The organism is Nocardioides ochotonae, assembly GCF_011420305.2.
Taxonomy (GTDB): Bacteria; Actinomycetota; Actinomycetes; order Propionibacteriales; family Nocardioidaceae; genus Nocardioides; species Nocardioides ochotonae.
Genome location: NZ_CP061769.1, coordinates 2,152,268 through 2,178,836 on the forward strand (window position 1 = coordinate 2,152,268; position 26,569 = coordinate 2,178,836).

The 26,569-nt window shown below is 72.3% G+C and carries 26 protein-coding genes; 7 read left to right on the forward strand and 19 right to left on the reverse strand.

Annotation, left to right across the window (positions count from 1 at the left end; all coding sequences use genetic code 11):
- The first annotated feature begins 13 nt into the window (after positions 1 to 13).
- Complete coding sequence (locus HBO46_RS10430) at positions 14 to 1,264, forward strand: alpha/beta hydrolase (RefSeq protein ID WP_166138016.1); 1,251 nt, start codon at positions 14 to 16, stop codon at positions 1,262 to 1,264.
- A 76-nt stretch (positions 1,265 to 1,340) separates the two neighbouring features.
- Here HBO46_RS10430 and HBO46_RS10435 read toward each other — a convergent pair whose 3' ends face one another.
- Entirely contained in the window at positions 1,341 to 3,419 is a 2,079-nt protein-coding gene (locus HBO46_RS10435; RefSeq protein WP_166138013.1) for an acyl-CoA dehydrogenase, read from the reverse strand.
- An 83-nt stretch (positions 3,420 to 3,502) separates the two neighbouring features.
- Between HBO46_RS10435 and HBO46_RS10440 the strand changes: the two genes are divergently transcribed.
- Positions 3,503 to 4,156 (forward strand): class I SAM-dependent methyltransferase, encoded by a 654-nt coding sequence (locus tag HBO46_RS10440; protein ID WP_166138900.1) that lies wholly within the window; start codon positions 3,503 to 3,505, stop codon positions 4,154 to 4,156.
- Here the strand turns inward: HBO46_RS10440 and HBO46_RS10445 are convergent.
- From HBO46_RS10445 to HBO46_RS10455, 3 genes are read right to left on the reverse strand one after another with little or no spacing between them, the layout of a single operon-like run.
- Positions 4,124 to 5,251, reverse strand: a complete 1,128-nt coding sequence (locus HBO46_RS10445) for a prenyltransferase (RefSeq protein ID WP_166138010.1) — start codon at positions 5,249 to 5,251, stop codon at positions 4,124 to 4,126. The genes HBO46_RS10440 and HBO46_RS10445 overlap by 33 nt on opposite strands.
- Entirely contained in the window at positions 5,244 to 5,969 is a 726-nt protein-coding gene (locus HBO46_RS10450) for a class I SAM-dependent methyltransferase (protein ID WP_166138007.1), read from the reverse strand. The genes HBO46_RS10445 and HBO46_RS10450 overlap by 8 nt, the downstream gene beginning before the upstream one ends.
- Entirely contained in the window at positions 5,956 to 7,221 is a 1,266-nt protein-coding gene (locus HBO46_RS10455; RefSeq protein WP_166138004.1) for a glycosyltransferase family 4 protein, read from the reverse strand. The genes HBO46_RS10450 and HBO46_RS10455 overlap by 14 nt, the downstream gene beginning before the upstream one ends.
- Positions 7,222 to 7,418: 197 nt before the next feature.
- Here HBO46_RS10455 and HBO46_RS10460 point away from each other — a divergent pair, with 197 nt between their 5' ends.
- Positions 7,419 to 8,024, forward strand: a complete 606-nt coding sequence (locus HBO46_RS10460; protein ID WP_166138001.1) for a TetR family transcriptional regulator — start codon at positions 7,419 to 7,421, stop codon at positions 8,022 to 8,024.
- A 14-nt stretch (positions 8,025 to 8,038) separates the two neighbouring features.
- Here the strand turns inward: HBO46_RS10460 and HBO46_RS10465 are convergent, their stop codons facing one another.
- From HBO46_RS10465 to HBO46_RS10485, 5 genes are read right to left on the reverse strand one after another with little or no spacing between them, the layout of a single operon-like run.
- The gene (locus tag HBO46_RS10465) at positions 8,039 to 8,542 is read right to left on the reverse strand and encodes a pyridoxamine 5'-phosphate oxidase family protein (protein ID WP_166137998.1); all 504 of its coding nucleotides are present in this window, start codon (positions 8,540 to 8,542) and stop codon (positions 8,039 to 8,041) included.
- A gap of 40 nt (positions 8,543 to 8,582) precedes the next feature.
- A complete protein-coding gene (locus HBO46_RS10470; protein ID WP_166137995.1) occupies positions 8,583 to 9,338 on the reverse strand; it encodes an SDR family NAD(P)-dependent oxidoreductase in 756 nt (251 codons plus the stop codon).
- Positions 9,338 to 10,252 carry a 3-oxoacyl-ACP reductase gene (locus tag HBO46_RS10475; protein ID WP_224768987.1) on the reverse strand — a complete coding sequence of 305 codons (915 nt, stop codon included), beginning with the start codon at positions 10,250 to 10,252 and terminating at the stop codon, positions 9,338 to 9,340. The genes HBO46_RS10470 and HBO46_RS10475 overlap by 1 nt, the downstream gene beginning before the upstream one ends.
- A 4-nt stretch (positions 10,253 to 10,256) precedes the next feature.
- The gene (locus tag HBO46_RS10480; RefSeq protein ID WP_166137991.1) at positions 10,257 to 10,448 is read right to left on the reverse strand and encodes a ferredoxin; all 192 of its coding nucleotides are present in this window, start codon (positions 10,446 to 10,448) and stop codon (positions 10,257 to 10,259) included.
- Positions 10,449 to 10,458: 10 nt separating this feature from the next.
- Positions 10,459 to 11,427: an NAD(P)/FAD-dependent oxidoreductase gene (locus tag HBO46_RS10485; RefSeq protein ID WP_224768988.1), complete on the reverse strand. Its 969-nt coding sequence runs from the start codon at positions 11,425 to 11,427 to the stop codon at positions 10,459 to 10,461.
- A gap of 140 nt (positions 11,428 to 11,567) precedes the next feature.
- Between HBO46_RS10485 and HBO46_RS10490 the strand changes: the two genes are divergently transcribed.
- Positions 11,568 to 12,245 carry a two pore domain potassium channel family protein gene (locus tag HBO46_RS10490; protein ID WP_166137988.1) on the forward strand — a complete coding sequence of 226 codons (678 nt, stop codon included), beginning with the start codon at positions 11,568 to 11,570 and terminating at the stop codon, positions 12,243 to 12,245.
- On the opposite strand, the gene HBO46_RS10495 is transcribed toward HBO46_RS10490, so the two are convergent.
- From HBO46_RS10495 to HBO46_RS10505, 3 genes are read right to left on the reverse strand one after another with little or no spacing between them, the layout of a single operon-like run.
- The gene (locus tag HBO46_RS10495; RefSeq protein ID WP_166137985.1) at positions 12,220 to 12,630 is read right to left on the reverse strand and encodes an MmcQ/YjbR family DNA-binding protein; all 411 of its coding nucleotides are present in this window, start codon (positions 12,628 to 12,630) and stop codon (positions 12,220 to 12,222) included. The genes HBO46_RS10490 and HBO46_RS10495 overlap by 26 nt on opposite strands.
- 17 nt (positions 12,631 to 12,647) lie before the next feature.
- Complete coding sequence (locus HBO46_RS10500; protein WP_224768989.1) at positions 12,648 to 13,937, reverse strand: MFS transporter; 1,290 nt, start codon at positions 13,935 to 13,937, stop codon at positions 12,648 to 12,650.
- A gap of 20 nt (positions 13,938 to 13,957) precedes the next feature.
- Positions 13,958 to 14,395 carry a VOC family protein gene (locus tag HBO46_RS10505; protein ID WP_166137982.1) on the reverse strand — a complete coding sequence of 146 codons (438 nt, stop codon included), beginning with the start codon at positions 14,393 to 14,395 and terminating at the stop codon, positions 13,958 to 13,960.
- A gap of 48 nt (positions 14,396 to 14,443) precedes the next feature.
- Here HBO46_RS10505 and HBO46_RS10510 point away from each other — a divergent pair, with 48 nt between their 5' ends.
- The gene (locus tag HBO46_RS10510; protein ID WP_166137979.1) at positions 14,444 to 15,013 is read left to right on the forward strand and encodes a DUF1707 SHOCT-like domain-containing protein; all 570 of its coding nucleotides are present in this window, start codon (positions 14,444 to 14,446) and stop codon (positions 15,011 to 15,013) included.
- 24 nt (positions 15,014 to 15,037) lie between these two features.
- Here HBO46_RS10510 and uvrB read toward each other — a convergent pair whose 3' ends face one another.
- On the reverse strand, positions 15,038 to 17,161 hold the full coding sequence (uvrB, locus tag HBO46_RS10515; RefSeq protein WP_166137976.1) for an excinuclease ABC subunit UvrB: 2,124 nt from the start codon (positions 17,159 to 17,161) through the stop codon (positions 15,038 to 15,040).
- A gap of 74 nt (positions 17,162 to 17,235) precedes the next feature.
- Between uvrB and HBO46_RS10520 the strand changes: the two genes are divergently transcribed.
- Positions 17,236 to 18,495 (forward strand): phospholipase D-like domain-containing protein, encoded by a 1,260-nt coding sequence (locus HBO46_RS10520; protein WP_224768990.1) that lies wholly within the window; start codon positions 17,236 to 17,238, stop codon positions 18,493 to 18,495.
- 30 nt (positions 18,496 to 18,525) lie between these two features.
- Here the strand turns inward: HBO46_RS10520 and HBO46_RS10525 are convergent, their stop codons facing one another.
- Positions 18,526 to 20,676 carry a PI-PLC domain-containing protein gene (locus tag HBO46_RS10525; protein ID WP_166137973.1) on the reverse strand — a complete coding sequence of 717 codons (2,151 nt, stop codon included), beginning with the start codon at positions 20,674 to 20,676 and terminating at the stop codon, positions 18,526 to 18,528.
- 54 nt (positions 20,677 to 20,730) lie between these two features.
- Positions 20,731 to 21,669 carry a DNA-3-methyladenine glycosylase family protein gene (locus tag HBO46_RS10530; RefSeq protein ID WP_224768991.1) on the reverse strand — a complete coding sequence of 313 codons (939 nt, stop codon included), beginning with the start codon at positions 21,667 to 21,669 and terminating at the stop codon, positions 20,731 to 20,733.
- A 93-nt stretch (positions 21,670 to 21,762) separates the two neighbouring features.
- On the opposite strand from HBO46_RS10530, the gene HBO46_RS10535 reads away from it, so the two are divergent.
- Positions 21,763 to 22,548, forward strand: coding sequence for an enoyl-CoA hydratase/isomerase family protein (locus HBO46_RS10535; RefSeq protein ID WP_166137970.1), 786 nt, complete (start codon positions 21,763 to 21,765; stop codon positions 22,546 to 22,548).
- A 45-nt stretch (positions 22,549 to 22,593) separates the two neighbouring features.
- Here the strand turns inward: HBO46_RS10535 and HBO46_RS10540 are convergent, their stop codons facing one another.
- From HBO46_RS10540 to HBO46_RS10555, 4 genes are all read right to left on the reverse strand, one after another.
- Positions 22,594 to 23,604 (reverse strand): hemolysin family protein, encoded by a 1,011-nt coding sequence (locus tag HBO46_RS10540; protein WP_166137967.1) that lies wholly within the window; start codon positions 23,602 to 23,604, stop codon positions 22,594 to 22,596.
- The gene (locus HBO46_RS10545; protein ID WP_166137964.1) at positions 23,604 to 25,010 is read right to left on the reverse strand and encodes a hemolysin family protein; all 1,407 of its coding nucleotides are present in this window, start codon (positions 25,008 to 25,010) and stop codon (positions 23,604 to 23,606) included. The genes HBO46_RS10540 and HBO46_RS10545 overlap by 1 nt, the downstream gene beginning before the upstream one ends.
- A 191-nt stretch (positions 25,011 to 25,201) precedes the next feature.
- Entirely contained in the window at positions 25,202 to 25,798 is a 597-nt protein-coding gene (locus HBO46_RS10550) for a mycothiol transferase (RefSeq protein WP_166137959.1), read from the reverse strand.
- On the reverse strand, positions 25,795 to 26,511 hold the full coding sequence (locus tag HBO46_RS10555; RefSeq protein WP_166137956.1) for a DinB family protein: 717 nt from the start codon (positions 26,509 to 26,511) through the stop codon (positions 25,795 to 25,797). Before HBO46_RS10555 ends, HBO46_RS10550 begins: the two co-directional genes overlap by 4 nt.
- Between the last annotated feature and the right edge of the window lie 58 nt (positions 26,512 to 26,569).

Here is a 26,569-nt window from a genome sequence, read left to right on the forward strand (position 1 = left end):
TAGGATGTCGGCCATGCCGTTCCTGAGCCGCCGGATCCTCACCGCAGCCCTGGTGGCCAACGCACTGCGCCCCCTCCCGGGCTACCGCGGCGGGATCGTCTCCTTCGTGCCCGGCTGGATGACCACGGAGCTGGCGCCGCACATGTTCGCGGTGACCGCCGCCGACACCGCCGCCCACGCCGTGTGGGGCGGTTCCAGGGGCCGCAGCCGGACCGGGCTGGTGCTCGGCGCGGCCAGCCTCGTCGGCCTGGGCGTGCTGCTCCAGCAGGCGCGTCACGCGCGTGAGGACACCGAGACGGCGCTGTCGACCGGGCTCGGCGCGGACTACCTCGACCAGCTCGACCCGCAGCCGTCGCCCGCCGACCTCGCCGTGCCGTGGCGCCGGATGGTCTACCCGTTCCGGGTGCGCGAGCTCACCGTGCGCGTCGAGCGCGACATCGCCTACGCCCCGGAGCACGGCAAGCGCGGGCTGCTCGACGTCTACCGCCCCGCCGAGGGCGACCTGTCCGGGGCGCCGGTGCTCGTGCAGGTCCACGGCGGCGGCTGGACGATCGGCTCCAAGGACGAGCAGGGCCTGCCGCTGATGAACCACCTCGCCGCCAAGGGCTGGGTGTGCGTCTCGATCAACTACCGCCTCGCCCCGCGCGACCCGTTCCCGGCCCAGATCATCGACGTCAAGCGCGCGCTGGCCTGGGTCAAGGACCACATCGCCGAGTACGGCGGGGACCCCGACTACGTGGCGATCACCGGCGGCTCCGCGGGCGGGCACCTCGCCGCGCTGGCAGCGGTCACCCCCAACGACCCGGCGTACCAACCGGGGTTCGAGGACGCCGACACCAGCGTGCAGGTGGCGGTCCCCCACTACGGCGTCTACGACTTCGCCGCCTCCACCGGCCAGCGCCGCGCGGAGCTGATGCGGGACCGGTTCCTGGCGCCCCGGGTGGTGCGCCGTACCTACGCCGAGGCGCCGGAGATCTTCGAGGCGGGCTCGCCGCTGCTGCGGATCACCCCCGAGGCACCGGACTTCTTCGTCATCCACGGCACCCACGACGGGCTGGTGCCGGTCGAGCAGGCACGGCTGTTCGTGGAGCGGCTGCGCGAGGTCGGCAAGGCCACGGTGTCCTACGCCGAGCTGCCCGGCGCCCAGCACGCCTTCGACATGTTCCCCTCGATCCGCAGCACCTACGTCGTCCGCGCGATCGACCGCTACCTGCACTGGCACTGGAACCGCTGGCGCCGCTCGCGCCCCGACTCCGCGGCCTGACCCGGGCGCGGAGTCGGCGCCACCGCTGACGCCGACTCACGCAACCATCCGGGCACCATCAGCCCCGACTCGCGGGTCAGCGGGGCAGGCCGAGGATCCGCTCGCCGGCGATGTTGCGCAGGATCTGGGTGGTGCCGCCGGCGATCGAGAGGCAGCGAGTGCTGAGCATCTCCCACACGTCGGCACGCAGCTGCGCGTCGGGGACCACCAGCCGGTCGGACTGGAGCGCGACGACGAGCTCGGAGCCCTCCTGACGGCTGCGGACGCCGAGCAGCTTGGCCACCGACGACTCCGGGCCGGGGCCCTGCCCGGCGAGCGAGCGCATCACGGTGCGGACGCCGAGCAGCGAGCAGACCGTGGCCAGGGCGACCGCGCGGCCGACCTTGACCAGCTCCGCCTCACTGAGACCCCCGGCGGCGAGCTCCACGGCCCGCTCGGTGCTCTTGCCCAGTCGGCTGGAGGCCATCGCGACGCGCTCGTTGGCGAGCGTGGTGCGGGCCAGGCGCCAGCCGTCCCCCGGCTGCGCGACCACGCAGTCGTCGGGGACGAAGACGTCGTCGAGGAACACCTCGTTGAAAAGCGCGTCGCCGGTCATCTCGCGCAGCGGGCGCACCTCGATGCCCGGCGAGTTCCGCATGTCGACGAGGAAGTAGGTGATGCCGCGGTGCTGCGGGGCGTCGGGGTCCGTGCGCGCCAGGCAGATGCCCCAGTCGGCGTGCTGGGCGCCCGAGGTCCACACCTTCTGTCCGGTGAGCCGCCAGCCGCCGTCCACCTTCACGGCGCGGGTGCGCAGCGAGGCGAGGTCGGAGCCGGCACCCGGCTCGGAGAAGAGCTGGCACCACACCAGCTCGCCGAGCAGGGACGGCGGCACGAACCGGGCCCGCTGCTCGTCGGTGCCGTGCTCGAGGATGGTGGGGACCGCCCACCCGGCGATCACCAGGTCCGGGCGCTCGACGCCGGCGCGGGTGAGCTCCTGGTCGATGACCAACTGCTGCACGGCGTCCGCCCCCAGCCCGTACGGCGTGGGCCAGTGCGGCGTGAGGTAGCCGCTGTCGACCAGCCCGGCCCGGCGCTCGGGCTCGCCGAGCGCGGCGATCCGCTCGGCGGTGGCACGTGCCTCGGGGCGCAGCGGCTCGTCGCGGCCGTCGAGGTCGACCTCGACCACGCGGCGCTCGCCGGCGACCGCGCGGGACGCGAGCCGCACCGCCGCCGCGTCGCCGGAGCCGAGCAGGGCACGCAGCGCGCTGGCGCGGCGGAAGTAGAAGTGTGCGTCGTGCTCGAAGGTGAAGCCGATGCCGCCGAGCACCTGGATGCAGGACTTGGCGACCTCGAGGGCGGCGTCGAAGGCGATGGTGGCCGCGACGTCGCTGGCGTAGGTCCACTGCGCCTCGTCGCCGGACTGCGCGGCGTTCGCGACGTCCCAGGCGACGCTGGTGAGCGCCTCGGCGTGCTCGAGCATCTCCGCGCACAGGTGCTTGATGGCCTGAAAGCTGCCGATCTTGCGACCGAACTGCTCACGGACCTTCGCGTAGTCCACCGCCGTCGCAAGGCACCAGCGCGCGAGGCCGGCCGCCTCCGCGGCTCCGAGCGTCACCGCGGCGCGCCGGACCCGCTCGAGGGTCAGCTCGGGCACCGGGGTCGCCCGCGTCTCGTCGAGCAGGCGCACGGTCCCGAAGCGCCGGGTCAGGTCGATGCCGGGCGCGGCGAGGGTCACCTCGACCGCGTCGCGGGGCGCGAGCACCCAGGCGTCCCCGGGCGTCGCCAGCAGCACGTGGGTGGCCTGGGGGGCGTCCCACAGGACCTCGCCGAGCGCGAGACCGACGACCGCGCCGTCGGCGAGGGTCGCGGCGTGCTCGGTCGGCGCGAGCAGCAGGGCGGCCACCGCCGGGCCGAGCAGTGCGCCCGGAAGCAGCTCGTGCCCGCAGGCCTCGAGTGCGACGGCGACATCGAGAACCGTTCCGCCGCCACCCCCGACGGACTCGGGCAGCCCGATCGTGGTGATGCCCATCTCCTGCGCGGCCGCCCAGACCTCGGCGAAGCCGGCGTCCTCGTCGCTCTCGGCGGCGCGCGCGAGGTCGCACCCGCCCAGGGACGAGGCCCACTTGCGCAGCGACGCTGCGAGCTCGACGTGGTCCTCGGAGATCCCGATCGACATGCTTCGACCTTCCCATGGGGCGGACCGCAGCCCACCCAAAAGTAGAACGTGTTCTCACTCTATAGTCTGCCGGCGTGACATCGATGCCCGCCGACCTGCTCGCCCACGCCCGCGAAGCCAAGGGCTTCATGCCCGAGGACGAGGGCCTGCTGCTTCACCGTGCCGCGCGCGAGCGTCTCGCGCACGGTCCGGTCCTGGAGGTCGGGACCTACTGCGGGAAGTCGGCGATCTACCTCGGCGCCGCCGCCCGCGAGGTGGGCGGTCCGCAGGCGGTCGTGTTCACCGTCGACCACCACCGCGGCTCCGAGGAGAACCAGGCCGGCTGGGAGCACCACGACCCGACGCTGGTCGAGGCCGAGACCGGCCTGATGGACACGCTCCCGGTCTTCCGCCGCACCCTCGCGCACGCCGGGCTGGAGGACCAGGTCGTCGCGGTGGTCGGGCGCAGCACCACCGTCAGCGCCCACTGGCGTACGCCGCTCTCGCTGCTGTTCATCGACGGCGGGCACGCCGAGGAGCACGCCCAGAACGACTACTCCGGCTGGGCGCCGTGGCTGATGCCCGGCGGCCTGCTGGTGATCCACGACGTCTTCCCGGACCCCGCGGACGGCGGGCAGCCGCCTTACCACGTGTTCCTGCGGGCGCTCGCGAGCGGTGCGTTCACCGAGGTCGAGGCCGTCGGCTCGATGCGGGTGCTGCGCCGCTCAGCCGGCGTGGCCGGAGACCCCGTCGGCTGAGACCTCCGGCGAGGGGCAGCCGCACTCCAGCGCCAGCTCGCGGAAGTGCGGGGCCAACGACGAGCCGCGCATGATCCCCGAGCCGGGCGTGCTGTGCCCGTAGGTCTCCCCCAGCGCGTCGGCGGCGAGCACCACCGCGGCGGCGGTGTACGTCGTCCACTCCGGCGGCCAGTTGACGTCGTCGCCGTAGACCCAGCCGGTCCAGTACTTGCCGTCCTCGGCACGCAGGTGCTGCATGTCGGCGAACAGCTGCTTGGCCCGCGCGTGGTCGCCCAGGTTGTCCAGGGCCATCACCAGCTCGCAGGTCTCCGCGCCCGTGACCCAGGGGTTGGTGTCGACACAGAGGATGCCGAGCCCGGGACGCACGAAGTGCTCCCACTTGGCGTCGATCATCGCCAGGCCGTGGGTGCCGCGCACGGCGCCGCCGAGGACGGGGTAGTACCAGTCCATCGAGTGCTTGGCCTTGTCCAGGAACAGGTCGCGGTGCTCGCGCAGCGCGTGCCCGAGCCGGCCGCCGGCGAGCTCCCACTCCGGCTGCGGGTCACCGAGCAGGTCGGCGAGCGCCACCCCGGCCCGCAGCGACTGGTAGATGCTCGAGGAGCCGGCCAGCAGCGCGCCCTCCTCCTCCGGCGTCCAGTTGATCCCGCCGAAAGCCAGCTGCTGGGAGACCACCCAGTCCAGCCCGGCGCGCACCGAGTCCCAGTGCCGGTGCACGAAGGCGATGTCGGAGCGCACCAGCCAGTGGTGCCACAGCCCCACCGCGAAGTACGCCGACATGTTGACCTCGCCGCGTGGGTCCTCGACCTCGCCGCCGACGATCTTCATCGGCCACGAGCCGTCGGCGCGCTGCATGGTGGGCACCCAGTCGTAGGCCCGCTCGGCGGCCTCGACCTGGCCGCCGACGAGCATCGCCATGGCGGCCTCGACGTGGTTCCAGATGTCGGTGTGCTCGCCGGTCGTCCACGGCACCGATCCGCAGGGCTCCTGCATCCGCGCGATCGACGCCGCGGTCTCGGCCACGTCGGCGGCGGTCAGGACGCCCTGCACCCACGGCACCCGGGCGAGGTCGACCGGGGAGACGGGGCCCTCAGGCATCGGCGGCCTCGGGCTTGCGGAAGTACAGCACCATGCTCTTGCCGATCAGCGGGTCCAGCACCTTGCCCGCGAGCCGCAGCGCCTTGGGCTGCTTCATGATCTCCCAGACCAGCAGCTTGTGGTAGGCGCGGGCCAGCGGGTGCTCGTCGTTCTCGACGCCGACCGCGCACTTGATCCACCAGTAAGGCGAGTGCAGGCCGTGGGCGTAGTCGCGACCCTCGTACTCCAACCCGGCCTTGGTGACCTTGTCGGTCAGCTCCTTGTCGGTGTAGATGCGGATGTGGCCGCCCTCGACGTTGTGGTAGTCGTCGGAGAGCTTCCAGTTCACGACCTCGGGGAACCATCGCGGCACCGACACCGCCAGCGTGCCGCCCGGGCGCAGCACCCGGACCAGCTCCTGGATCGCCTGGATGTCGGCGGGGATGTGCTCGAGCACCTCGGCGGCGACGATGCGGTCGAACTCGCCGTCGGCGAACGGCAGCGCCAGGGCGTCGCCCTCCTTGACGTCGGCCTCGGCGCCGGCCGGGACCTCGCCGGCCTCCTTCATCGCGACGAACAGCTCGCGCACCTTGGCCAGCTCGTCGGCGTCCATGTCGAAGGCGATGACGTCGCCGCCGCGGCGGTACATCTCGAAGGCGTGGCGGCCGGCGCCACAGCCCATGTCGAGGACCCGGTCGCCGGGGCGCAGCCCGAGCCGGTCGAAATCAACGGTCAGCATCGGTGTGCTCCTCCTGCTCGCGCCGGTACTCGGCGATGACGTCCTCATAGGCGGCAGCGACCTTCACGGCCACCGCCCGCCAGCTGAACAGCTCCTCGACGCGCTTGCGTCCCGCGCGCCCCATCCGCTCGCGGCGCTCGGGGTCGTCGAGCAGGGCGGCGATCGCCGTACCGAGCTCACCGACGTCGCCCGGGGTGACCAGGTCGGCGCACTCGCCGTCCGGCCCGACGACCTCCGGGATTGCGCCGGCGCGCGAGACGACCAGCGGGGTCGCGCACGCCATCAGCTCGGCGGTCGGCAGAGAGAAGCCCTCGTAGAGCGAGGGGACGCAGGCGATCTCCGCCGACCCCATCAGCTCCACGAGCTCGGCGTCGCTGACACCCGACACGAAGCGGACCGAGTCGGTGATGGCGAGCTTGTCGATGAGCTTCTCGGTGCGACCGCCCGGACGCGGCTTGGTGACGAGCACCAGCTCCAGGTCGCGCTCGGTACGCAGCTTGGCGAACGCCTCGAGCAGCGTGGAGATGCCCTTCATCGGGGCGTCGGCGCTGGCCATCGCCAGGATCCGGCCGGGCACCCGCGGCTTCGTCGGCGGCACGAACCCGTCGTCGACGCCGAGCAGGATGACCTGCATGCGGGCCGGGTCGACGCCGAAGTCCTTCGCGATGTCGCGCTTGGAGGCCTCCGAGGGCGTCATGATCCGGCGGGCGGCCCGGGCCACCTTGGCCTGCATCCGCAGGAAGCCGTACCAGCGCCACAGGGTGAACTTGCGCCAGGGGTTGCGGGTCTGGGCGATGTCGATGCGCCGGTCGAAGGTGATCGGGTGGTGCAGCGTGGTGATCAGCGGCAGACCCAGCTTCTCGATCTCGAGCATGCCGTAGCCGAGGACCTGGTTGTCGTGGACGATGTCGAAGTCCTCGACGCGGTCCGCGAGGTGCCGCGCGGCGCGCAGGCTGAAGGTCTTCGGCTCCGGGAACCCGGCGATGCACATCGTGGCGAACTCCTCCACGTCGATGCGGTCGCGGAACTCGCGACGCTTCGGCACGCGGAACGGGTCCGGCTGACGGTAGAGGTCGAGGCTCGGCAGCTTGGTCAGCGTGACGCCGGGGTGGTCGAGCTCGGGGTAGGGCTGGCCGGAGATGACCTCGACCTGGTGCCCCAGGTTGGCCAGCTCCCGGCTCAGGTGGCGCAGGTAGATGCCCTGCCCGCCGGTGTGGGGATGGCTGCGGTAGGACAGCATCGCGATCCGCACACTGTGGCCTTTCTCGAGGTGATCACCGGGACTCGCCGCGACCTTCAGCGCAGTCGCGCCCCGAGCCCAGCAAAGTAGAACGTGTTCCTATCATGGTCTACGCATTGGTAGCCTAGGGGACGCCGCAGCCGGCCCGAGCCCGGCCCCGCGACGTACGCCACACCGGACATCCACCACAACCCAGCAAGGGGTAGACCGTGAGCAGCGCCAACTCGCTGAGTGTCGAGGAGCTTGGATCCGCCGCCCAGCGCGAGCGGCGCAAGCGGATCCTGGACGCCACGATCGACCTCGCCTCCCAGGGCGGTTTCGATGCCGTCCAGATGCGGGCGGTCGCCGAGCGCGCGGACGTCGCCCTCGGGACGCTCTACCGCTACTTCCCCTCCAAGATCCACCTGCTGGTGTCCGCGCTGAGCCGCGAGCTCGAGCGTGCCGAGCTGGTGCTCCGCGACCGTCCCGCCGTCGGCGACACCCCGGCCGAGCGCGTCATCAACATCTTGAAGCGGACCAGCCGCGGCATGCAGGGCGACTCCCACCTCACCGAGGCGCTGACCCGGTCGTTCATGTTCGCCGACGCCTCGGTCGCCCAGGAGATCCACGGCGTCGGGATGATCCTCACCCGGATGATGACCCGGGCGATGCACCCCGGCCGCGAGGAGTTCACCGAGGACGACGTCGCGATCGCCCGGGTGCTCGGCGACGTGTGGCTCTCCGCGCTGGTCGCGTGGGTCACCGGTCGCAACACCGCCGAGCAGACCGCCCGTCACATCGAGGTCGCGGTCAACCTGCTGCTGCGCGAGCGCTGATCGCCGGGCGGCGCTCAGGCGCCGACCGAGGCGGCCGTCGTACCACCGAGCTCCATCGCGGGCAGACCGAGCTTGCGGTGGTCCCAGCTGCGCACCCGGTCCACGTCGAGGCGTACGACGGCCCGGTTGTGGGTCATCGTCTCCACGAACGGGCGCAGCTCCTCGGAGTAGGGCCCGTTGTAGCGCTCGAAGACGTTGACGCACACGTCCCACAGCAGCTCGGGGTCGTCCTCGACGAGCACGCCGGTGCCCTCGAGGGCCACCCCGCGCAGCTGGTCGTAGGTCTGCCCGGCCTCCACCAGGAAGCTCATCCGGCCGTCGCGTCGCAGGTTGAGCGCCTTCTGCGACTTGCCCTTGGTCTCCAGGTAGATCGTGCCGTCGAGGTGGGCGTACCACATCGCCACGAGGTGGACCGCGCCCTGCGGGCCGACGGTGGCGACCGTGGCGTTGCGCTGCTCGCTGAGGAAGGCCTCGATCTCCTGGTCGGTCATGACGATCTGGGTGCGCTGCTTGGCCATCGGGCAGGGGGCTCCTGTCGGGGTGCGGGTGGGGTGGGGCTCAGCCGCCGAAGGCGTGCGTCGCGGTGACGCCGCCGTCGACGGAGATCTCGGCGCCGTTGATGTAGGCGCTCTCCTCGCTGGCGAGGAAGACGTAGAGCGGGGCGACGTCGCCGGGCAGACCGACGCGGCGCAGCGGCACGCGCGAGGCGCCGTACTCCATCGCGGCGTCGCCCCCGTGGACCCGCGTCATCGGGGTGTCGATCATCCCGGGATGCACCGAGTTGACCCGGATGCCGTGCGGCCCGAGCTCCATCGCGGCGCACTTGGTCATGCCACGGATCGCCCACTTCGTCGCGGCGTACGCCGTGCACCCGGCCATCCCGGCGAGGCCCTCGACCGACGAGGCGTTCACGATCGCGCCGCCGCCCTGGGCACGCATCGTCGGCACCACCGCCTGCATGCCGAGGAAGCAGCCGAGCTGGTTGACCCGGAACAGCGTCTCCACGTCGGCCACCGGCATCGAGTCGATCTGGCCGAATCGCAGGATCCCCGCGTTGTTGGCGAGCACCGAGACCGGTCCGAAGCGGCGCTCGGTCTCCTCCACGACCCCCGCCCAGGACGCAGCGTCGCTGACGTCGTGGTGCACGAAGTGCGCGGACTCCCCCAGCGCCGTCGCGAGGTCCTGCCCAGCGTCCTTCGCGACGTCGGCCAGCACCACCCGGGCTCCCTCCTCGACGTAGGCGCGGGCAATGCCGGCGCCCTGGCCCATGGCCGCGCCGGTGACGATCGCGACCTTGCCGGCCAGCCGCCCCATCACAGCTCCAGCTCCATGATCGAGTCCGCGGCGAACCCGCGGCCGGGCTCGCGGCCCTCGAAGTGCGAGCCGACCTGCTTGTCGAGCTCGGCGAGGTCCCACACGGTCCCGCTCGAGTCGAAGCGCTGCTCGACGACCGGCGCCGCGACCAGGGCGACCATCCCGCCGTACACGACGAAGACCTGCCCGGTGATCGTCGCGGCCGCAGGCGAGGCGAGGTAGGCCACGACCGGGGCGACGTGGGCCGGCGAGTACGGGTCGACCTCGGCGCCGGACTCGTCGGCGCCGAAGACCTCTGCGGTCATCGCGGTGCGGGCGCGGGGGCAGATCGCGTTGGCCCGCACCCCGATCCGCTCCAGGGACCGTGCGGTGGACATCGTCAGCGCGACGATGCCGGCCTTGGCGGCCGCATAGTTCGCCTGGCCGGGCGGCCCCGCGAGGAACGCCTCCGAGGCGGTGTTGACGACCCGCCCGTAGACCGGCGCGCCGGTCTCCTTGGCCAGCCCGCGCCAGTACGACGCGGCGTTGCGCGAGAGCAGGAAGTGCCCGCGCAGGTGGACGCGGATGATCGCGTCCCACTCCTCGTCGCTCATGTTGAACAACATCCGGTCCCGGGTCATGCCGGCGTTGTTGACGACCACGTCGAGGGAGCCGAAGCCGTCGACGGCCGCGGCGAGCATCTCGTCGGCGGTGCGCCGCTCGGCGACGTCGCCCTCGACGACGCGAACCTGGCCACCGCGCGAGCGGATCTCCTCGGCGACCTGGTCGGCGGCACCGGGCAGGTCGTTGAGCACCACCCGGGCGCCGGCGTCGGCGAGGGCGAGCGCCTCGGCGCGGCCGAGCCCGGCACCGGCGCCGGTCACCACGGCCACCCGGCCGTCGAGGGACAGTCGGGGATCCAGCGGAGCAGCCACGCGCTCAGCCCTCCAGGGTGATCGCCGCGCGCGGGCAGGCCGCCGCGGCGCGCTTGACCTCATCGACGTTCTCCGGCGTGGTCTCCTCGACCTTGAGCTGGAGGAAGTCGTCGTCGTCCAGCTCGAACACCTCAGGGGCCATCGCCTCGCAGAGTCCGTTGGACTCGCACAGGTCGAAGTCGACCTTGATCCGCATGGGGGGTCTCCTAGCTTCCTTCACTCGAGTGACCGGGGAACACCTTGGCGCTCGGGTCGATCGCCACGGCAGCGTTGTTGACCGCGGTCGCGGCCTCACCGAACCCGACGGCGATCAGGCGCACCTTGCCGGGGTATTCGGTGACGTCGCCGGCCGCGAAGACCCGCGGCAGGCTGGTGCGCATCGAGGGGTCGACGACCACGTGCCGCTTGGACACCTCCAGGCCCCACTCCTGGATGGGGCCGAGGTCGGCGATGAAGCCGAGCGCGGCGACCACGGCCTGGGCCGGATGCGTGGTGGTCTCGCCGCCGATGACGACGTCAACCTCCTCGAGCGTGCGCTCGCCGCGCAGGGCACTCACCTCGGCGTTGGTGAGGATCCGCACCGACGACTCCCGGACCTGCTCGACGGTGCGCGCGTGGGCGCGGAAGGCGTCGCGGCGGTGCACCAGGGTCACCGACGCGGCAACCGGCTCGAGGTGCAGCGCCCAGTCGAACGCGCTGTCGCCGCCGCCGACGATGACCACGTCGCGGCCGGCGTACGGCGCGAAGCTCGGGACGAAGAACTCCAGACCCCGCCCCAGCCAGCCCTCACCTGCCGGCAGCGGGCGCGGGGAGAACCGGCCGATGCCGGCGGTGATCAGCACCGCCCCGGCACGCACCTCGGTGCCGTCGTCGAGCCCGACGGTGACGCCGTCGTCGTCGTGCTCGAGGGTCTGCGCGGTGCGCTCGAGGAGGTAGTCGGGCTTGGCGGTGTTGGCCTGCTCGACCAGGCCGGCGACCAGGTCGCGGCCCTTGACCGAGGGGAAACCGGCAATGTCGAGGATCTGCTTCTCGGGGTACATCGCGGTGACCTGGCCGCCGAGCTCGGGCAGCGAGTCGACCACCGCCGTCCGCAGGCCGCGGAAGCCCGCGTAGTAGGCGGCGAAGAGCCCAGTGGGGCCGGCGCCGATGATCAGGAGGTCTGTGTCCACGGTCACAGCCGCGATCCTCCCCTTCCCCCGGTGCGGGCTCAAGACCCCACGCTGCGGTCCAGACGGCCGATTTCTAGAACAGGTTCTAGTTTAGCAGGGCGTGTCGCCCGCGTCACGTACCGACCGGCTGCGCCTACGATCGCCGGGTGAGCGCCCCTTCCACGCCGAGCGTCCGCACCGTGCTGGGCACCCACCCCTCCGCGGTCCTGCTGGTCGCGCAGCTGGTCGCCGTGCTCGCCTACCCCTTCCTCGACGGTGCCGCCGCGGGACGTGCGGTGCTCGGGGTCGTGCAGATGGGGGTCGTCCTGATCGCCGGCTGGGCCGTGCGGCGTACGCCGGCGCTGAGCTGGGTCGCGGCGTGCTTCGGTGCGCCCGCGATGGCGTTCACGGTGGCGGAGGCGATCGCGCCCGACACCGACTGGGTGGTGCTGGTCTCGGCGCTGCTGCACGCGCCGTTCTACTTCTACGTCTCCTACGCGATGATCCGCTACCTCTTCCACGACGACCGGGTGACCCGCGACGAGCTGTACGCCACGGGCGCTGCGTTCACCGTCGTGGCGTGGGCATTCGCCTACCTGTACGCCGCGGCGCAGGTCGTGTGGCCGGGGTCGTTCATCGGCGCCGAGGGCGGCGATGCGCGCGACTGGTTCGAGCTGCTCTACCTGTCGTTCTCGGTGCTCACCAGCGTCGGGCTCTCCGACGTCGCCCCGGTGGCCGCGCACGCGCGCTCGATCGTCATGGTCGAGATGGTGACCGGCGTGCTCTACGTCGCGCTGGTGATCTCACGCCTGGTCGGGCTCACCGTCGCCCGTCGGGTGTCCTGACGCCGGCCGCCGCGGCTCCCGGGTCCTCCCAGCCCGGCGGGCGCAGCCGCGCCGGGAGCCCCGCGACGACGAGGCGGTAGGACTCCTCGAGCGCCGCGAGTAGCTCGTCGTCGGGGATCGCACCGTCCAGGCGCAGGTCGTTCCAGCCGTTCCGGCCGAGGTAGGGCATCACCGTGGCGTCCTCGGGATGGCGGTGCAGCCACTCGTCGGCCTCCTCGCGCGTCCGGGCGGACTTCACCCCGACCGCGTCGGCCTTCAGGAAGGCGAAGATCCTCCCGCGCTCCCCCGGCCCGACCTTGATCACCGGGTGCGCGTGCTCCCAGGGGTTGTCGGCCCAGGCGCCGGGCAGCGCCCGGGCCCGTGCGGTCAGCTCGACGACGTCCATCGCCCGATCATGGCGGATCAGAACGTGGCCGGCACCTGCGTGGCCACCCCGCCCAGCGCGCTGCGGGCGCGGCGTCGGTAGCGCCAGGTCTGCAGGAGTCCCAGCGCCCAGAACGGGAACTGCACGCTCATCGCCCAGGTGAACGCCTCGGGCGGATAGTCCGTGCCCCCACCGGGGGTGCGCCAGTCCAGGACGACGCCGACGAGGATCACCAGCAGCAGGGTCGCGTAGAAGCCCGCCTGGTTGATGATCCCCGTGGCGCTGGCGAGCCGCTCGACGGGGTTCGACGTACGGCCGATGTCGAACCCGATCACCGACGCCGGCCCGCCGATCGCCACCACCACGACCAGCACGACCAGCAGCCACATCGGGGCGCTGCCCGGCCAGGCCAGGACGACGGCCCAGGTCAGGACCATCGCGGCGACCACGCTCAGCACGATCGTGGAGCGGTGCCAGGGGTTGTTGCCGATGTACCAGCCGATGACCGGGCCGGCGACGATGAAGGTGAGCACCATCAGCGACAGCAGCAGGCCGGCCTCGCCGGGGGTGCGGCCCTCCCCCTTCACGAAGAACGGGTAGCCCCACAGCATCGTGAGCAGGTTGGCGCTGAACGGCGTGCAGAAGTGCACCCAGAAGCCCAGCCGGGTGCCGGGCAGCCGCCAGGCCTCCACGAGCCCGCCGACCAGGGCGCGCGGCGAGGTGCTGGGGCCGCGGACGTGGCGCTCCTCCGGGCTGTCGCGCACCACCAGCAGCACGGCCACGCCGATGAGCAGGCCCAGGGCCGCGGCGACCAGGTAGGCGCGCGTCCAGCCCACGGCGCCCAGCGCCCAGGTCATCGGTGCCGCGGCGGCCAGGGCGCCGAGCTGGCCGACGGTGCCAGTGAGCTGGGTGAAGACGGGGATCCGGCGCACCGGGAACCAGCTGCTCACCACCCGCAGCACGCAGATGAACACCATCGCGTCGCCGGCCCCGACGACCACCCGCGCGAGGAGTGCGAGCGCATAGGAGTCGGCGAGCGCGAAGAGGGTCTGGGCCGCGGTCATCATCGCCAGCCCGGTGAGCAGCACCGTGCGCGGGCCGAAGCGGTCCACCAGGAGACCGACCGGCATCTGCATCAGCGCATAGACCAGCAGCTGGAGCATGGTGAACGTCGCCAGCTGGGAGGCGGAGATGTCGAAGCGCTCGCTGGCCGCCAGCCCCGCGACGGCCAGGGACGAGCGGTGAAAGACCGCGAGCACGTAGACGCTGAGAGCGACCGCCCAGACTCCGATGGAGACCGCGAACCGCGGCGCTGACTGGCCTGTCACCGCCTCATCGTAGGAGGTGCTCAGTCCAGACAGAACTCGTTGCCCTCCGGGTCGGACATCACCAGGTGTCCCGCACCCATGGGCGGCGCGGGCTCGTGCCGCTCGAGACGGCGTGCCCCGAGGGCGACGAGCCGCTCGGCCTCCGCCTCGAGCGCGGCCATCCGCTCCTCTCCCGTCAGCCCGGGCGCGGCCCGCACGTCGAGGTGGATCCTGTTCTTGACGCTCTTCGCCTCAGGGACCCGCTGGAAGAACATGCGCGGCCCACGACCGACCGGGTCCTCGCTGGCCGAGGCGCTGTTGCGCTGCTCGGGGGGCAGACTCGCGGCGAAGTCGTCCCAGGAGCCGAACCCGGGCGGCAGCGGTGGCAGCTGGTAGCCGAGCACGGCGTTGTAGAAGAGGGACAGCGCCCGAGGGTCGGCGCAGTCGACGGTGACCTGGACCTCTCGAATCTCGCTCATGCCTCGAACCTAGGCCTGGGCACCGACAACGGACCTACGATGGCTCGGGTGAGCACCGACGACCCCTGGGCAGGGTTCAGCCTGGACCCGCGACTTCCGCAGCACGCAGCCCTACGGGCCTCGGACGGCGACCGGGCGGCCGTGCAGCAACTGCTCGCCCAGGCCTACGCCGAGGGCCGCCTCGACCACGACGAGCTCGAGGAGCGCTCCGCGGCAGCGGACGCCCTCAAGACCTACGCGGAGATCCCCGCCCTGGTCCTCGACCTGGTGCCGATCACCGTCACCGTGAAGTCCGGGCTGCGGGTGCCGATGCGCGTCGAGGACGTACGCCGCGAGGCGGCTCGGCGCTACGAGGCCGATCGGCGCGCCGCCATCCTCGCCTTCATCGGCCCCACCCTCATCTGCTGGGCGGTCTGGGTGGCGACCTCGTTCGGGAGTGGGCACTTCGAGCCGTACTTCCCGTGGCCGCTGATCGTCATGGCGGCGACGTTGGTCAACCTGCTGCGCACCACCGTCGGTCGCCACGATCGGATCGAGGAGCACGTGCGCCGCATCGAGCGCGAGCGGGCGAAGGCGCTGAAGCGCCAGCGTCGCGGCCTGCCGCCGGGGGCGTACTGAGCCTCGGCGATCGGGCGGCCGGACCTACTTGGTCGCCTCGATCATCTGGCGCAGCTCCTTCTTGAGCTCGGAGATCTCGTCGCGCAGCCGGGCGGCGACCTCGAACTGCAGCTCCGCGGCGGCGTTGCGCATCTGGTCGGTGAGATCCTGGACCAGCTGGGCCAGATCGGCGCTCGGCATGCCGGCGAGATCGGCCGCGTGCTTGCCCGCGTCGGCGCCCAGGGCCGGGACCGGCTGCTTGGCCTTCACCCCGCCGGCGCGACCCTTGGCCTCGGTGCCGGCCCAGGTCTGCAGCAGCGCCTGGGTGTTCTCGTCCTCGCGGGCGAGCATGTCGGTGATGTCGGCGATCTTCTTGCGCAGCGGCGTCGGGTCGATGCCGTGGGCGGTGTTGTAGGCGACCTGCTTCTCGCGACGCCGGTTGGTCTCCTCGATCGCCTTCTCCATCGAGGGCGTGATCTTGTCGGCGTACATGTGCACCTGACCGGAGACGTTGCGGGCCGCGCGCCCGATCGTCTGGATCAGCGACTTGTCCGAGCGCAGGAAGCCCTCCTTGTCGGCGTCGAGGATCGCGACCAGCGACACCTCGGGCAGGTCGAGGCCCTCGCGCAGCAGGTTGATGCCGACCAGGACGTCGTACTCGCCGAGGCGCAGGTCGCGCAGCAGCTCGATGCGCTTGAGGGTGTCGACCTCGGAGTGCAGGTAGCGAGTGCGGATGCCGGCGTCGAGGAGGTAGTCGGTGAGGTCCTCGGACATCTTCTTGGTGAGCGTGGTGACCAGGACCCGCTCGTGGCGCTCGGTGCGCAGCCGGATCTCGTGGATCAGGTCGTCGATCTGGCCCTTGGTCGGCTTGACCACGACCTCGGGGTCGATCAGGCCGGTGGGGCGGATGATCTGCTCGACGGCGTCGCCGCCGACCTTGTCGAGCTCGTAGTCGCCCGGGGTCGCGGAGAGGTAGATCGTCTGCCCGATGCGCTCGAGGAACTCCTCCCAGCGCAGCGGCCGGTTGTCCATCGCGCTGGGCAGGCGGAACCCGTGGTCGACCAGGTTGCGCTTGCGCGACATGTCGCCCTCGTACATGCCGCCGATCTGCGGGACCGCGACGTGCGACTCGTCGACGACGAGCAGGAAGTCCTCGGGGAAGTAGTCGAGCAGGGTGTTGGGGGCGCTGCCGGGGGCGCGGCCGTCCATGTGCATCGAGTAGTTCTCGATGCCCGAGCAGGAGCCGACCTGGCGCATCATCTCGATGTCGTAGGTGGTGCGCATCCGCAGCCGCTGGGCCTCCAGCAGCTTGCCCTCGCGCTCGAACTTGGCGAGCTGCTGCTCGAGCTCGGCCTCGATCCCGGCGATCGCGCGCTCCATGCGCTCGGGGCCCGCGATGTAGTGCGACGCCGGGAAGACGTGGAGCTCCTCGTCCTCGGTCAGCACCTCACCGGTGACGGCGTGCAGGGTCATCAGCCGCTCGATCTCGTCGCCGAAGAACTCGATGCGCACGGCGTGCTCCTCATAGACCGGGAAGATCTCGAGGGTGTCGCCACGGACCCGGAAGGTGCCGCGGGTGAAGGACATGTCGTTGCGGGTGTACTGGATCTCGACCAGGCGGCGCAGGATCGAGTCGCGGTCGTGCTCCTCGCCGACGCGCAGGCGCAGCATCCGGTCGACGTACTCCTGCGGGGTCCCGAGGCCGTAGATGCAGGAGACCGTCGAGACCACGATGACGTCGCGCCGGGTCAGCAGCGAGTTGGTCGCGCTGTGCCGCAGCCGCTCGACCTCCTCGTTGATCGAGGAGTCCTTCTCGATGTAGGTGTCGGTCTGCGGGACGTAGGCCTCGGGCTGGTAGTAGTCGTAGTAGCTGACGAAGTACTCGACCGCGTTGTCGGGGAAGAGCTGGCGCAGCTCGTTGGCGAACTGGGCGGCGAGCGTCTTGTTGGGCTGGAGCACCAGCACCGGGCGCTGCACCTGCTCGGCCACCCAGGCCACGGTGGCCGTCTTGCCGGTGCCGGTGGCGCCGAGCAGCACGATGTCCTGCACCCCGGCGTTGACCCGCTTGGTGATCTCGGCGATCGCCGCCGGTTGGTCGCCGGAGGGTGAGTAGTCCGAGACGACCTTGAAGGGCGCCACGCGGCGTTCGAGATCGGTGACCGGTCGCATGACACCGAGCCTAGACGCGACCCCCCGACAACCGGGACGCGCGCTTCGTGGGGGCGTTGACTAGGTTGGCTCCCGTGACGAGCCCTGCCCCGCGCACCGACCGCCTGCTGTTGAACCTGCGCAGGGCGTTGGCCGCGCTGGTCGCAGCGCCGTTCATCCTGGCCATCGCGATGTCGCTGGTCGACTCCTACCGGCGCCGGGGCAAGAAGCCGAAGCCGTTCCCGGTGACGCCGCCGCGCAGCGTCGACGTCGGCGAGGGCACGATCACGACCTACACCTACGGCGCCGACCTCTACGCCGACATGCTCGCCGCGATCCAGGGCGCGAAGCGCCAGGTGCTCTTCGAGACCTACCTGTGGAAGGGCGACGAGGTCGGCGAGCGATTCAAGCGGGCCCTCGCCGACGCCGCGCGGCGCGGCGTGGAGGTCTACTGCATCTACGACGGGTTCGGGAACCTCGTGGTGAACCCCCGGTTCAAGCGCTTCCCGCGCCCGATGAAGGTGCTCCGCTTCCCCTCGTACGCCGCGGGGTGGCGCTTCTTCGACGTCACCCGCTACGGCCGCGACCACCGCAAGATCCTCGTGGTCGACGACTCCGAGGCGTTCGTCGGCGGCTACAACATCGGCTCGGCCTACGAGACGGAGTGGCGCGACACCCACATCCGGGTCACCGGCCCGGCGGTGTGGGACCTCAAGCGCGCCTTCGCCGACTTCTGGAACCTCAACCGTCGCCGGCGCCTGCACGCCAGCGAGCCGCCGCTGCTGCTCGACACCGCCTCCACCTGGGAGCCGCAGATCCGGATCCACCGCAACGTGCCGCGGCTGTGGATGTTCCCGATCCGCAACCTCTACCTCGAGGCGATCGCCCGCTCCTACCGCCGGGTCTGGCTGACCACCGCCTACTTCCTGCCCGACCAGGACTTCGTCGACACGCTGCGCGCGGCGGCCCAGCGCGGGGTCGACGTGCGGCTCCTGGTGCCGCTGAAGTCCAACCACGTCGTGGCCGACTGGATCTCGCGCGGCTACTACAGCCAGCTGCTCGACGCCGGGGTGCGGATCTTCCGCTACCGCGACGCGATGGTCCACGCCAAGACCATGACCATCGACGGCAGCTGGAGCACCGTCGGCACCGCCAACATCGACCGGCTCAGCCTCCAGGGCAACTACGAGATCAACGTCGAGATCTTCGACGAGGGCCTGGCGCAGAACCTCGAGGAGATCTTCAGCGTCGACCAGTCCCACTCCCTCGAGCTCACCGCGGGCGAGTGGGCGGCGCGCGACCTGCACCGCAAGTTCACCGAGAACGTGCTCGCCCCGCTGCGTCCGCTGCTCTGAGCGCCGGGCCCGGCGGCCGGCGGCCGCGGCTCAGCCGACGCCGTTGATCGCGTCGACGGCCCCCTGGACGTCCCCGAGGTCGTAGTGGTCGACGGCGACGAAGTTGGGGATCTGCCCACGCTCGCGCCAGCACTGCTCCAGGCGCGGCAGCAGCACGTCCTCGGAGTTCACCCGGCTCGCGCTGGCCACCTTGGTCGCGAACCCGCTGAGCCAGTGGTTCACCAGGAACAGCGGTGCGGTCGCGCGCCCACGGAACAGCTCGCAGGTGAAGTCCGACGGGCTGGCGAAGCTGTACGGCGTGTCCTGGGACCAGATCGTGGCGTCGATGATCCAGGGGTACTCATCCCCGCCGCCGACGTTCTCGTGAAGCACGACCACACGCTGGCCGGACTCCGACATCTCCGCGAGCGTCGGCCAGGGCTCCCCACGCTCCGGGGTGTAGACGGAGGGCAGCAGGCCAGCGTCGTCGAACACCTTCGCGGTGTCCTCGGGGCTGACCTCGTCCTGGATGAAGAACGTCAGCACCTGGCGGGGATTGGCCTCCAGCCACTCCTCGACCTCGCTCATCAGCGGCGTCCAGGCCGTCGAGCCGAGCTCGCACAGCGCATGGCACAGGTACGGCTCGGGCTCCCCCGTCGGCTCCAGGGAGAGCGCCGAGCGCACCCGCAACGCGGACTCGACGACCGCCGCGCCGTACAGCTCGCGGGCCTCCGCCAGCGCCGCGTCACGGCCGTCCTCGGCGGTCGCGATCACACCCTCACGGTCGGTGGTCTGGCCGTACCAGGAGTCGATGAGGAAGACCCGGACGCCGTCCTCGAGCTGCCCGATCACCCCGGTCGGCTGCTCGCCGAGGAACCAGCCGGGCTCGTCGACGGCCGCCATCGAATTGTGCGTGGCCACCTGGGCGATCTCGTCGTAACGGCGGTCGCAGAGCTCGACGTGGCCGTTGCAGCCGGGGTCCGGCCTGCTCGCCGCGGGGTAGCGCGTGCCGGCGGGCCAGCCGCCGAGGACCAGCGTCCCGGCGATGAGCAGCGCGGCGAGCCCGCCCGCGACCACGCGCAGGAGCCGCCCGTGCGCGTGGCCCGGTCGTGGCGAGACCCGGTCGAGGTAGGTGATGAACGACCGACCCAGCTCCAGCAGCCCGTACAGGACGAGGGCCACACCGAGGGCGACCAGGGCGACGGCCAACACCTGCAGCGGGCGCACGACCAGCAGCAGACCGCCCCCCAGGACCGCGGCGCCGCGTGCTGCGGTCATCCGCGGGGTCCCCGTGCCGAGCGCGAGCTCGCGGCCACGGGCGGCCAGCGCGGCCGGCGACTGCCGGGCCTCGGGGGTCGAGACCAGGACGGTCAGCAGGGCCACCGCCCCGACCACGGCGGTGGTGCGCCACAGCGAGTCGTCGAGCTCGTCCCAGATGGCGAGCACCAGCGCCCCCGACAGGCCGTCGCCGGCCCGGGCGCCGAGGAGCGCGCCGGTGACCACGTTGCCGACGACGAGGAGAGCGACCACCAGCAACGCCCCCTCCCCGACACGTCGGAGCGCGGAGTCCCAGGTGCGGAGGCGTAGCCACCCGGCGGCGGCGAGCAGGAGCACACCGAGCAACGGGAGCAACCAGGCCAGCAGGGCGATCGCCTGCGCCGCCTCGATCAGATCGGTGGTGAAGTCCTGGCCCCCGAACGCGGAGAGCGTGACCTCGAGGTCGTCGGGGATCCGGGCCCCGGCGTCGGGCGCGACCTCGCGCAGCGCGGTGACCAGCACGGCCGCGACGTCGGCGATGCGCAGCACCACCTGGTCCTGGTCGGTGGAGACGAGCGCGCCGTGCAGGGGCTCCAGCACCGAGCGGACCACGGGCCCGAGGGCGTCGCTGGCGATGATCGCGCTCGCCGTCGACTCGACCAGAGGACGCACCGCGGCCAGCTCGGGCTCGGCCTCGAGGACCTCGTCGGTCAACGCGACGCCGAGGTGCCGGGCGACCGCCGGGTCGGAGCGCACCGCGTCGGCGTGCCGGGCGAACTCGCTGCCGTCGACGACCTCCCGGTTCACGACGCCGGCGAGCATCCCCACGAACAGGCAGAGCACACCGAGGACGGTCAGCCCGCGCGCGAGCCAGCGGACCCCCGGGCTCAGGACCGGCCGCTCGACCGGCTGCTCGAGCGGCGGCGGGTCCTCGTGCGCGGCCACGCTCGGAGCCTAGTGCGTGGCGGCGCGGCCGCGCTGCTCGACCGGACCACCGGATCAGCGCCGCCGGACCTGCGCCGGCAGGTGGGTGCGGGGCGCCATCCGGGGGCCACGCCGGGGTCGGTGCAGGCCGGCGACCACGACGAGCAGCGGGACGCGGCCGCGCTGGGGGCGCCAGGGCTCGAGGAAGGCCTCGAGCTGGGCGTCGTCGAACTCCGTGCCGGTCAGCGCCCAGCCGACGTCCTTGGCCACGTGGTAGTCCCCGAACGACACGGCATCGGGGTCGCCATGGGCGCGCTGGCGCACCTCGGCGCTCGTCCAGACGCCGATGCCCGGGAGCGAGCGCAGCCGGCGGTCCACCTCGTCGCCGGGCAGCCCGACCGTCCGCTCGAGCGAATCCGCGACCCGCGCGGCGGTCACGATCGCTCGGGAGCGGGCGCCGTCGACGTGCATCTGCAGCCATGCCCAGGACGGGACGCGCCGCAACGCCTCGGCGCCGGGCTGGACGCGCAGCCGCCGGTCGGCGCCCGGGCCCGGTGCGGGCTCGCCGTAGCGCTGCACCAGCATCCGGAAGCCGGCGAACGCCTCCTGGCCGGTGACCTTCTGCTCCAGCACCGCCGGCACCAGGGCCTCGAGCACCAGCCCGGTGCGCCCGAGACGCAGGTGCGGATGGCGCCGCCAGGCCTCCTTCAGCACCGGGTGCCGGGGCTCGAAGCCACTCCAGTCGTCGCTGTCGCCCAGCAGGTCGGGGACCGAGGCCAGCGCCCAGTCGGCCCCCGGGCCCCAGGCCTGCGCGTGGATCTCGCCGAGGTCGCGGCGCGCGTGCAGGACCAGGGTCGCCGGGCCCTCCGGCGTACCGATCCCGCGCCAGTGGCGGCCCGCTCCGTCCACCTGGTAGGTCGGGTCCCCCGGGCCCCGGCGCAGCGCGCGCATCGTCTGCGGGGTGGCCGGCCACGACGGGCGCCAGACCCGCTCGCGCGCGGCGGAGGAGCTCACCCCCCGACGCTAACCCCGCCCGCCGACAGCGGGTCGTCGGGGCCGACCACGGCGACCCTCCACAGGCCTGCAACCTGTTCTAGTCTGCGGCCCATGACGCTGCAGATCTCCGACCACCAGCGGGTGCGCACCCTCGTGCTCGACCGTCCCGACGCGCTCAACGCCTTCGACGAGGCGCTGTACGACGCGACCACCGAGGCGCTGCTGGACGCGGCGGCGGACCCGGGCGTCGCGGTGGTGCTGCTGACCGGGGCCGGCCGGGCCTTCAGCGCCGGCACCGACCTGCGCGAGATGCACGCGCGCACGACCGACCCGGAGTTCGTGCCGGGCAAGCACGGGTTCATCGGCCTGCTGGACGCGCTCGTGGAGTTCCCCAAGCCGCTGATCTGCGCGGTCAACGGCATCGGGATCGGCATCGGCGCGACGATCCTCGGCTTCGCCGACCTCGCGTTCATGGCGAGCACCGCGCGGCTGAAGTGCCCGTTCACCTCGCTGGGCGTGGCGCCCGAGGCGGCGTCGTCCTACCTCTTCCCGCGGCTGGTCGGGCGTCAGGACGCCGCGTGGATGCTGATGTCCTCCGAGTGGATCGACGCCGCCCAGGCGCACGAGATGGGCCTGGTGTGGAAGGTCTGCGAGCCCGGGGACCTCCTGGCCGAGGCGACCCGGCACGCCGAGGTGCTCGCGGCCCGCCCGATCTCGAGCCTGGTCGCGGTCAAGCGCACGATGAGCGCCCCGCTGCGCGCCGACATCGACGCCGCCCGGGAGCGCGAGAACGCCGCGTTCGCCGAGCTGATGGGCGGACCCGCCAACCTCGAGGCGCTGAGCGCCTTCGCCGAGGGCCGCCCGGCCGACTTCACCGCCCTGCCGCCCGGCTGGTGACCCGCGGAGGAGGGCGCCGGCCGGACGGCGAGGACGGCAGGCGGCTCAGGCCGCTGCGACGTGCGGGAACAGCTGACGCAGCAGGTCGGTGATCGTCACGACGCCCACGACCTCGCCGGCGTCCTCGACGAGCACCAGGTGGCTGGAGTCCCGACGCATCCGGGCGAGCGCGTCGTAGACGGTCATCGACACGGGGAACCGCGCGACCGGGCGCACGAGCTCCTCGAACGGATCCTCGGCGCTCAGCGCCAGCGTGTCGCGCACGTGCACGGCGCTCTCGACCCTGCCGGTGGGCTCGGCCACCAGGATCCGCAGGTGCCCGGAGGCCCGCGAGGCCGCCTGCACCTCCCCCACCGTCCCAGCACGGGGCACCGAGACCACCGCTGCGCGGCGCACGATGTCGGCCAGGGTCATGGTCTCGAGCTGCAGCGCGCCCGAGAGCTGGGCGGAGTAGCTCGCGTCGAGCGCACCGACGTTGGTCGAGTGCTCGACGAGCTGGCGCAGGGCGGCGGGGTCCTGGCCGCTGGACACCGTCTCGGTGGCGTCGACCCCGACCCGGCGCAGGCACCAGTTCGCGGCCTCGTTGAGCCCGCGCAGCAGCGGACGGGTGGTCCACATGAAGGCCCGCATCGGGATGGCCAGCATGATCGCGGAGCGCTCGGGGTGCGCGATCGCCCACGACTTCGGCGCCATCTCGCCCACCACCAGGTGCAGGAAGGTCACGATGATCAGGGCGAGGACGAAGCCGGCGACGTCGGCCAGCCAGGCCGCCATGCCCCAGTCGGCGAACAGCGGGGTGAGCCAGTGGTGCACGGCGGGCTTGGTGATCGCACCCAGCGCGAGGGTGCAGACCGTGATGCCGAGCTGGGAGCCGGCGAGCAGCAGCGTGAGCTCCGAGGAGCTGCGCAGCGCGGCGCGGGCGGAGCGGCTGGTCGTGGCGGCGTCCTCGAGACGGTGACGCCGGGCCGCGATCAGGGCGAACTCGACCGCGACGAAGAACGCGCTCAGCGCGATGATGGCGACGGTGGCGAGGGCCACCACCCAGGGGTTCTCCATCAGGACCGGCCCTCCTCGACCAGGTGGCTGGTGCTGCCAGCGTCGGACTCGGTGCTCAGCGAGAGCCGGACCGAGGCGGGGATGTGGTCCTCGACCTCGAGGATCTCGAAATGTGCCAGGACCGGCTGCGGGTCCTCGCTCTCGGCGTAGCCGCCGGGGTCGAGCGGCAGCTCGACGGTGATCACCTCACCCACCTCGGGGAACCGGCCGTGGTGCTCGATGAGCAGACCGGCGATCGTCTCGTACTCGCCCTCGGGCAGGTCGTGGCCGACCGCCCGCTCCACCTCGTCGACGTGCCGGCTGCCGGCCAGCGTCCAGGCCGACGACGCGTCGGAGGCGAGGTCGACGGCGAAGACCCGGTCGGCGAGCTGGTCGTGCTCGTCGGTGATCTCGCCGACCAGCTCCTCGGCGAGGTCCTCGACGGTGAGGATGCCGTCGAAGCTGCCGTGCTCGTCGAGCACGCAGGCCAGCTGGTTGCGGGTGCGAGCGAGCTCGCGTACGGCGTCGGGCAGCCGCATCGCCGTGGGGAGCATCAGCGGCGGACGGGCGAGGTCGCCCACGGTGCTGAGCGCGGCGTCGCCGTCGAACTCCAGGATGTCGATGAGGTGGACCACGCCGACCACCCGGTCGTCGTCGAGCACCGGGTAGCGCGAGTGGCCGCCGGCCATCTCGGCACGCAGCTCCGCGATGCTCATGCCGGGCTCGACGGTGTCCACGCGCACGCGCGGGATCATCGCGTGGGCGACGTTCTGGTCGGGGAAGTCGAGCACCCGGTCCAAGAGCATCGACAGCTCCTCGGGCAGGTCACCGGCGGCGCGGGACTCGGCCACGATGTGCTCGAGGTCGCGTGCGGTCGCGGAGTGCTCCACGTCGTGCACGGGCTCGATGCGCAGGGCGCGCAGCAGCAGGTTGGAGGACTGGTCGAAGACCCAGATCAGCCAGCCGGCGACCTTGAGGTAGAGCAGGGTCGAGGTCGCCAGGCTCCGCGCGACCGGCTCCGGGCGGGCGATCGCGAGGTTCTTGGGGAACAGCTCGCCGAAGACCATCTGGATGCCGGTCGAGAGCAGCAGCGCCAGCACGGTGCCGACGCCGACGCCGACAGCGGTCGGTACGCCGACGCCGCCCAGCATCTCGCCGAGGGCCGAGCCGACGAGGGGCTCGGCGACGTAGCCGACGAGCAGGCCGGTGACGGTGATGCCGAGCTGGGCCCCGGACAGCATGAACGACGTGCGCCCGGTGACCTGCAGCGCGCGCCGGGCGACCGGGTCGCCGGTGCTGGCGTGCGCCTTGAGCCGCGAGCGGTCGACCGCCATGTAGGCGAACTCCTGGGCGACGAAGTACCCGGTGACGGCCGTGATCAGCGTGATCACCAGGATGCCGAGCAGGAGGGACAGCAGCGGTGTCATCGCCCGGCCCCCTCACGCCTCGTCGGGTGGGCGGGGACCGCTGGGCCGGGCGGGACCGGATGTTGAACGTCCATGGCTCTTTCAGTCGGGGGACCTGGTGACGAGCCGCTCATCCGCGGCATCGTCGATGGTGCCAACGTATGGTCCCAAGGCCTGGTTCCCGCCGGGTGGCCCCCTCGCTGCGGCGGTCCTCACACGAGCCAGGCACCGCCGGTGCCGGACGGCCGCCAGTGCTGCGGCGGGTCCTCGCCGGTGCGACCGTCGACCGCCTCCCGGAGCAGGTCGGCGTGCCCGGTGTGCCGGCCGTACTCCTCGATCAGGTCGCACACCAGCCGCCGCATGGTGACCGTCTCGCCCCACTGCTCGCTGACGGCCGCGGGCCGGTCGAGGCCGCCGTCGGCCACAGCGGCGTTCAGCAGCTCGCGTGAGCGGACGACAGCGTCGTCGTACTGCGCGTAGAGCGCGGCCGCGCTGTCGTCGGCGGCGCTGCGGAAGTCCCAGTCGGGGTCGGCGTCCCAGTCGTGGGACTGCCACGGCTCACCCGGCGCCATGCCGAGCATCTTCCACGGCACGTGGGTCGCCTCGACCGCCGAGAGGTGCTTGAGCAGCCCGCCCAGGGTGAGCGCGGAGCTGCCGATCCCGGCGTTGAGCCCCGCTGCGTCGAGGCCGTCGGTCTTCCAGCGGAACGTCGCGCGGAGCCGGTCGAGCGCGGCGAGCAGCTGCTCGGCCTCGGCGCCGGCGTACGGCGGCTCCCAGGGAGGCGTGGACGATTGCTCGGAGGTGGTCATGTCTGCTCCTGACGGTGGATGAGTGCGGTGAGGTCACGCTCGGCGTACTGGCGGTGCCACCACTCCTCGTTGATCACGATGTCGAGGGCGTGCGCGACCGGGACCTGCTTCCCCGCCGGCGGCCAGCCCGGTCCGTCGGGGACGGTGCGGACCTCGGTCAGTGCGGCGTCGGGGAGACCGTCGAGGGCGTCGTGCACCCAGGCCTGGCGTGAGGAGCGCAGCTCCAGCACCTCCTCGAGGCCGGGGCGGGCGTCGCGGTCGGAGGGGACGCCGGGAGTCGGCGCCATCTGCTCCCACGGCAGCGACAGCGGGTGCCACGGCGAGGGCACGCCCTGGACCACCCGGCCGATCCAGCTCTCGGTGGCGAAGACGAGGTGGCGCAGCGTCTCGGTGAAGGACCACTCGTCGTCGACCCGCTCGTGCAGCAGCGCCGGGTCGAGCCCGCGGGCGCGATCGACGGTGCCCGCCCACAGCTGCTCGAGCAGCGTGAACGCCTCCGTGTAGCCCGCCGTGGTGGTGGGGCGCAGCCGGGCGCGCTCGGGGTGGCGCCGGTCGAGCTCGGCGGCGACCAGCGGCACGACGTCGACCCCGTTGACCTCGAGGCGATCGAACTCCCCGGTGATCTCCAGGTGCTCGGCGACCACGCCGACGAAGCGCGTGCCGCTCAGGTCGACGTCGCGGATCGTCGCTCCGCGCAGCTGCTCCTCGTCCATCCGTCGACGGTAGCCCCGTACGCCGACATCCGACTTCGCCTCGACGGGGTAGGTGTGC

Coding starts and splice junctions, on each gene's coding strand:
- HBO46_RS10495 (WP_166137985.1), bottom strand. CDS start 12,630: ATGGACGTCGTCGAGCTGACCGCACGGGCCCGGGCGCTGCCCGGCGCC.
- HBO46_RS10450 (WP_166138007.1), bottom strand. CDS start 5,969: ATGCTGACCGTTGATTTCGACCGGCTCGGGCTGCGCCCCGGCGACCGG.
- HBO46_RS10550 (WP_166137959.1), bottom strand. CDS start 25,798: ATGACCACCTCCGAGCAATCGTCCACGCCTCCCTGGGAGCCGCCGTAC.
- HBO46_RS10505 (WP_166137982.1), bottom strand. CDS start 14,395: ATGAGCGAGATTCGAGAGGTCCAGGTCACCGTCGACTGCGCCGACCCT.
- HBO46_RS10555 (WP_166137956.1), bottom strand. CDS start 26,511: ATGGACGAGGAGCAGCTGCGCGGAGCGACGATCCGCGACGTCGACCTG.
- HBO46_RS10470 (WP_166137995.1), bottom strand. CDS start 9,338: ATGGGGCGGCTGGCCGGCAAGGTCGCGATCGTCACCGGCGCGGCCATG.
- HBO46_RS10445 (WP_166138010.1), bottom strand. CDS start 5,251: ATGCCTGAGGGCCCCGTCTCCCCGGTCGACCTCGCCCGGGTGCCGTGG.
- HBO46_RS10535 (WP_166137970.1), top strand. CDS start 21,763: ATGACGCTGCAGATCTCCGACCACCAGCGGGTGCGCACCCTCGTGCTC.
- HBO46_RS10480 (WP_166137991.1), bottom strand. CDS start 10,448: ATGCGGATCAAGGTCGACTTCGACCTGTGCGAGTCCAACGGACTCTGC.
- HBO46_RS10545 (WP_166137964.1), bottom strand. CDS start 25,010: ATGACACCGCTGCTGTCCCTCCTGCTCGGCATCCTGGTGATCACGCTG.
- HBO46_RS10430 (WP_166138016.1), top strand. CDS start 14: ATGCCGTTCCTGAGCCGCCGGATCCTCACCGCAGCCCTGGTGGCCAAC.
- HBO46_RS10465 (WP_166137998.1), bottom strand. CDS start 8,542: ATGGCCAAGCAGCGCACCCAGATCGTCATGACCGACCAGGAGATCGAG.
- uvrB (WP_166137976.1), bottom strand. CDS start 17,161: ATGCGACCGGTCACCGATCTCGAACGCCGCGTGGCGCCCTTCAAGGTC.
- HBO46_RS10440 (WP_166138900.1), top strand. CDS start 3,503: ATGCCCGCCGACCTGCTCGCCCACGCCCGCGAAGCCAAGGGCTTCATG.
- HBO46_RS10540 (WP_166137967.1), bottom strand. CDS start 23,604: ATGGAGAACCCCTGGGTGGTGGCCCTCGCCACCGTCGCCATCATCGCG.
- HBO46_RS10435 (WP_166138013.1), bottom strand. CDS start 3,419: ATGTCGATCGGGATCTCCGAGGACCACGTCGAGCTCGCAGCGTCGCTG.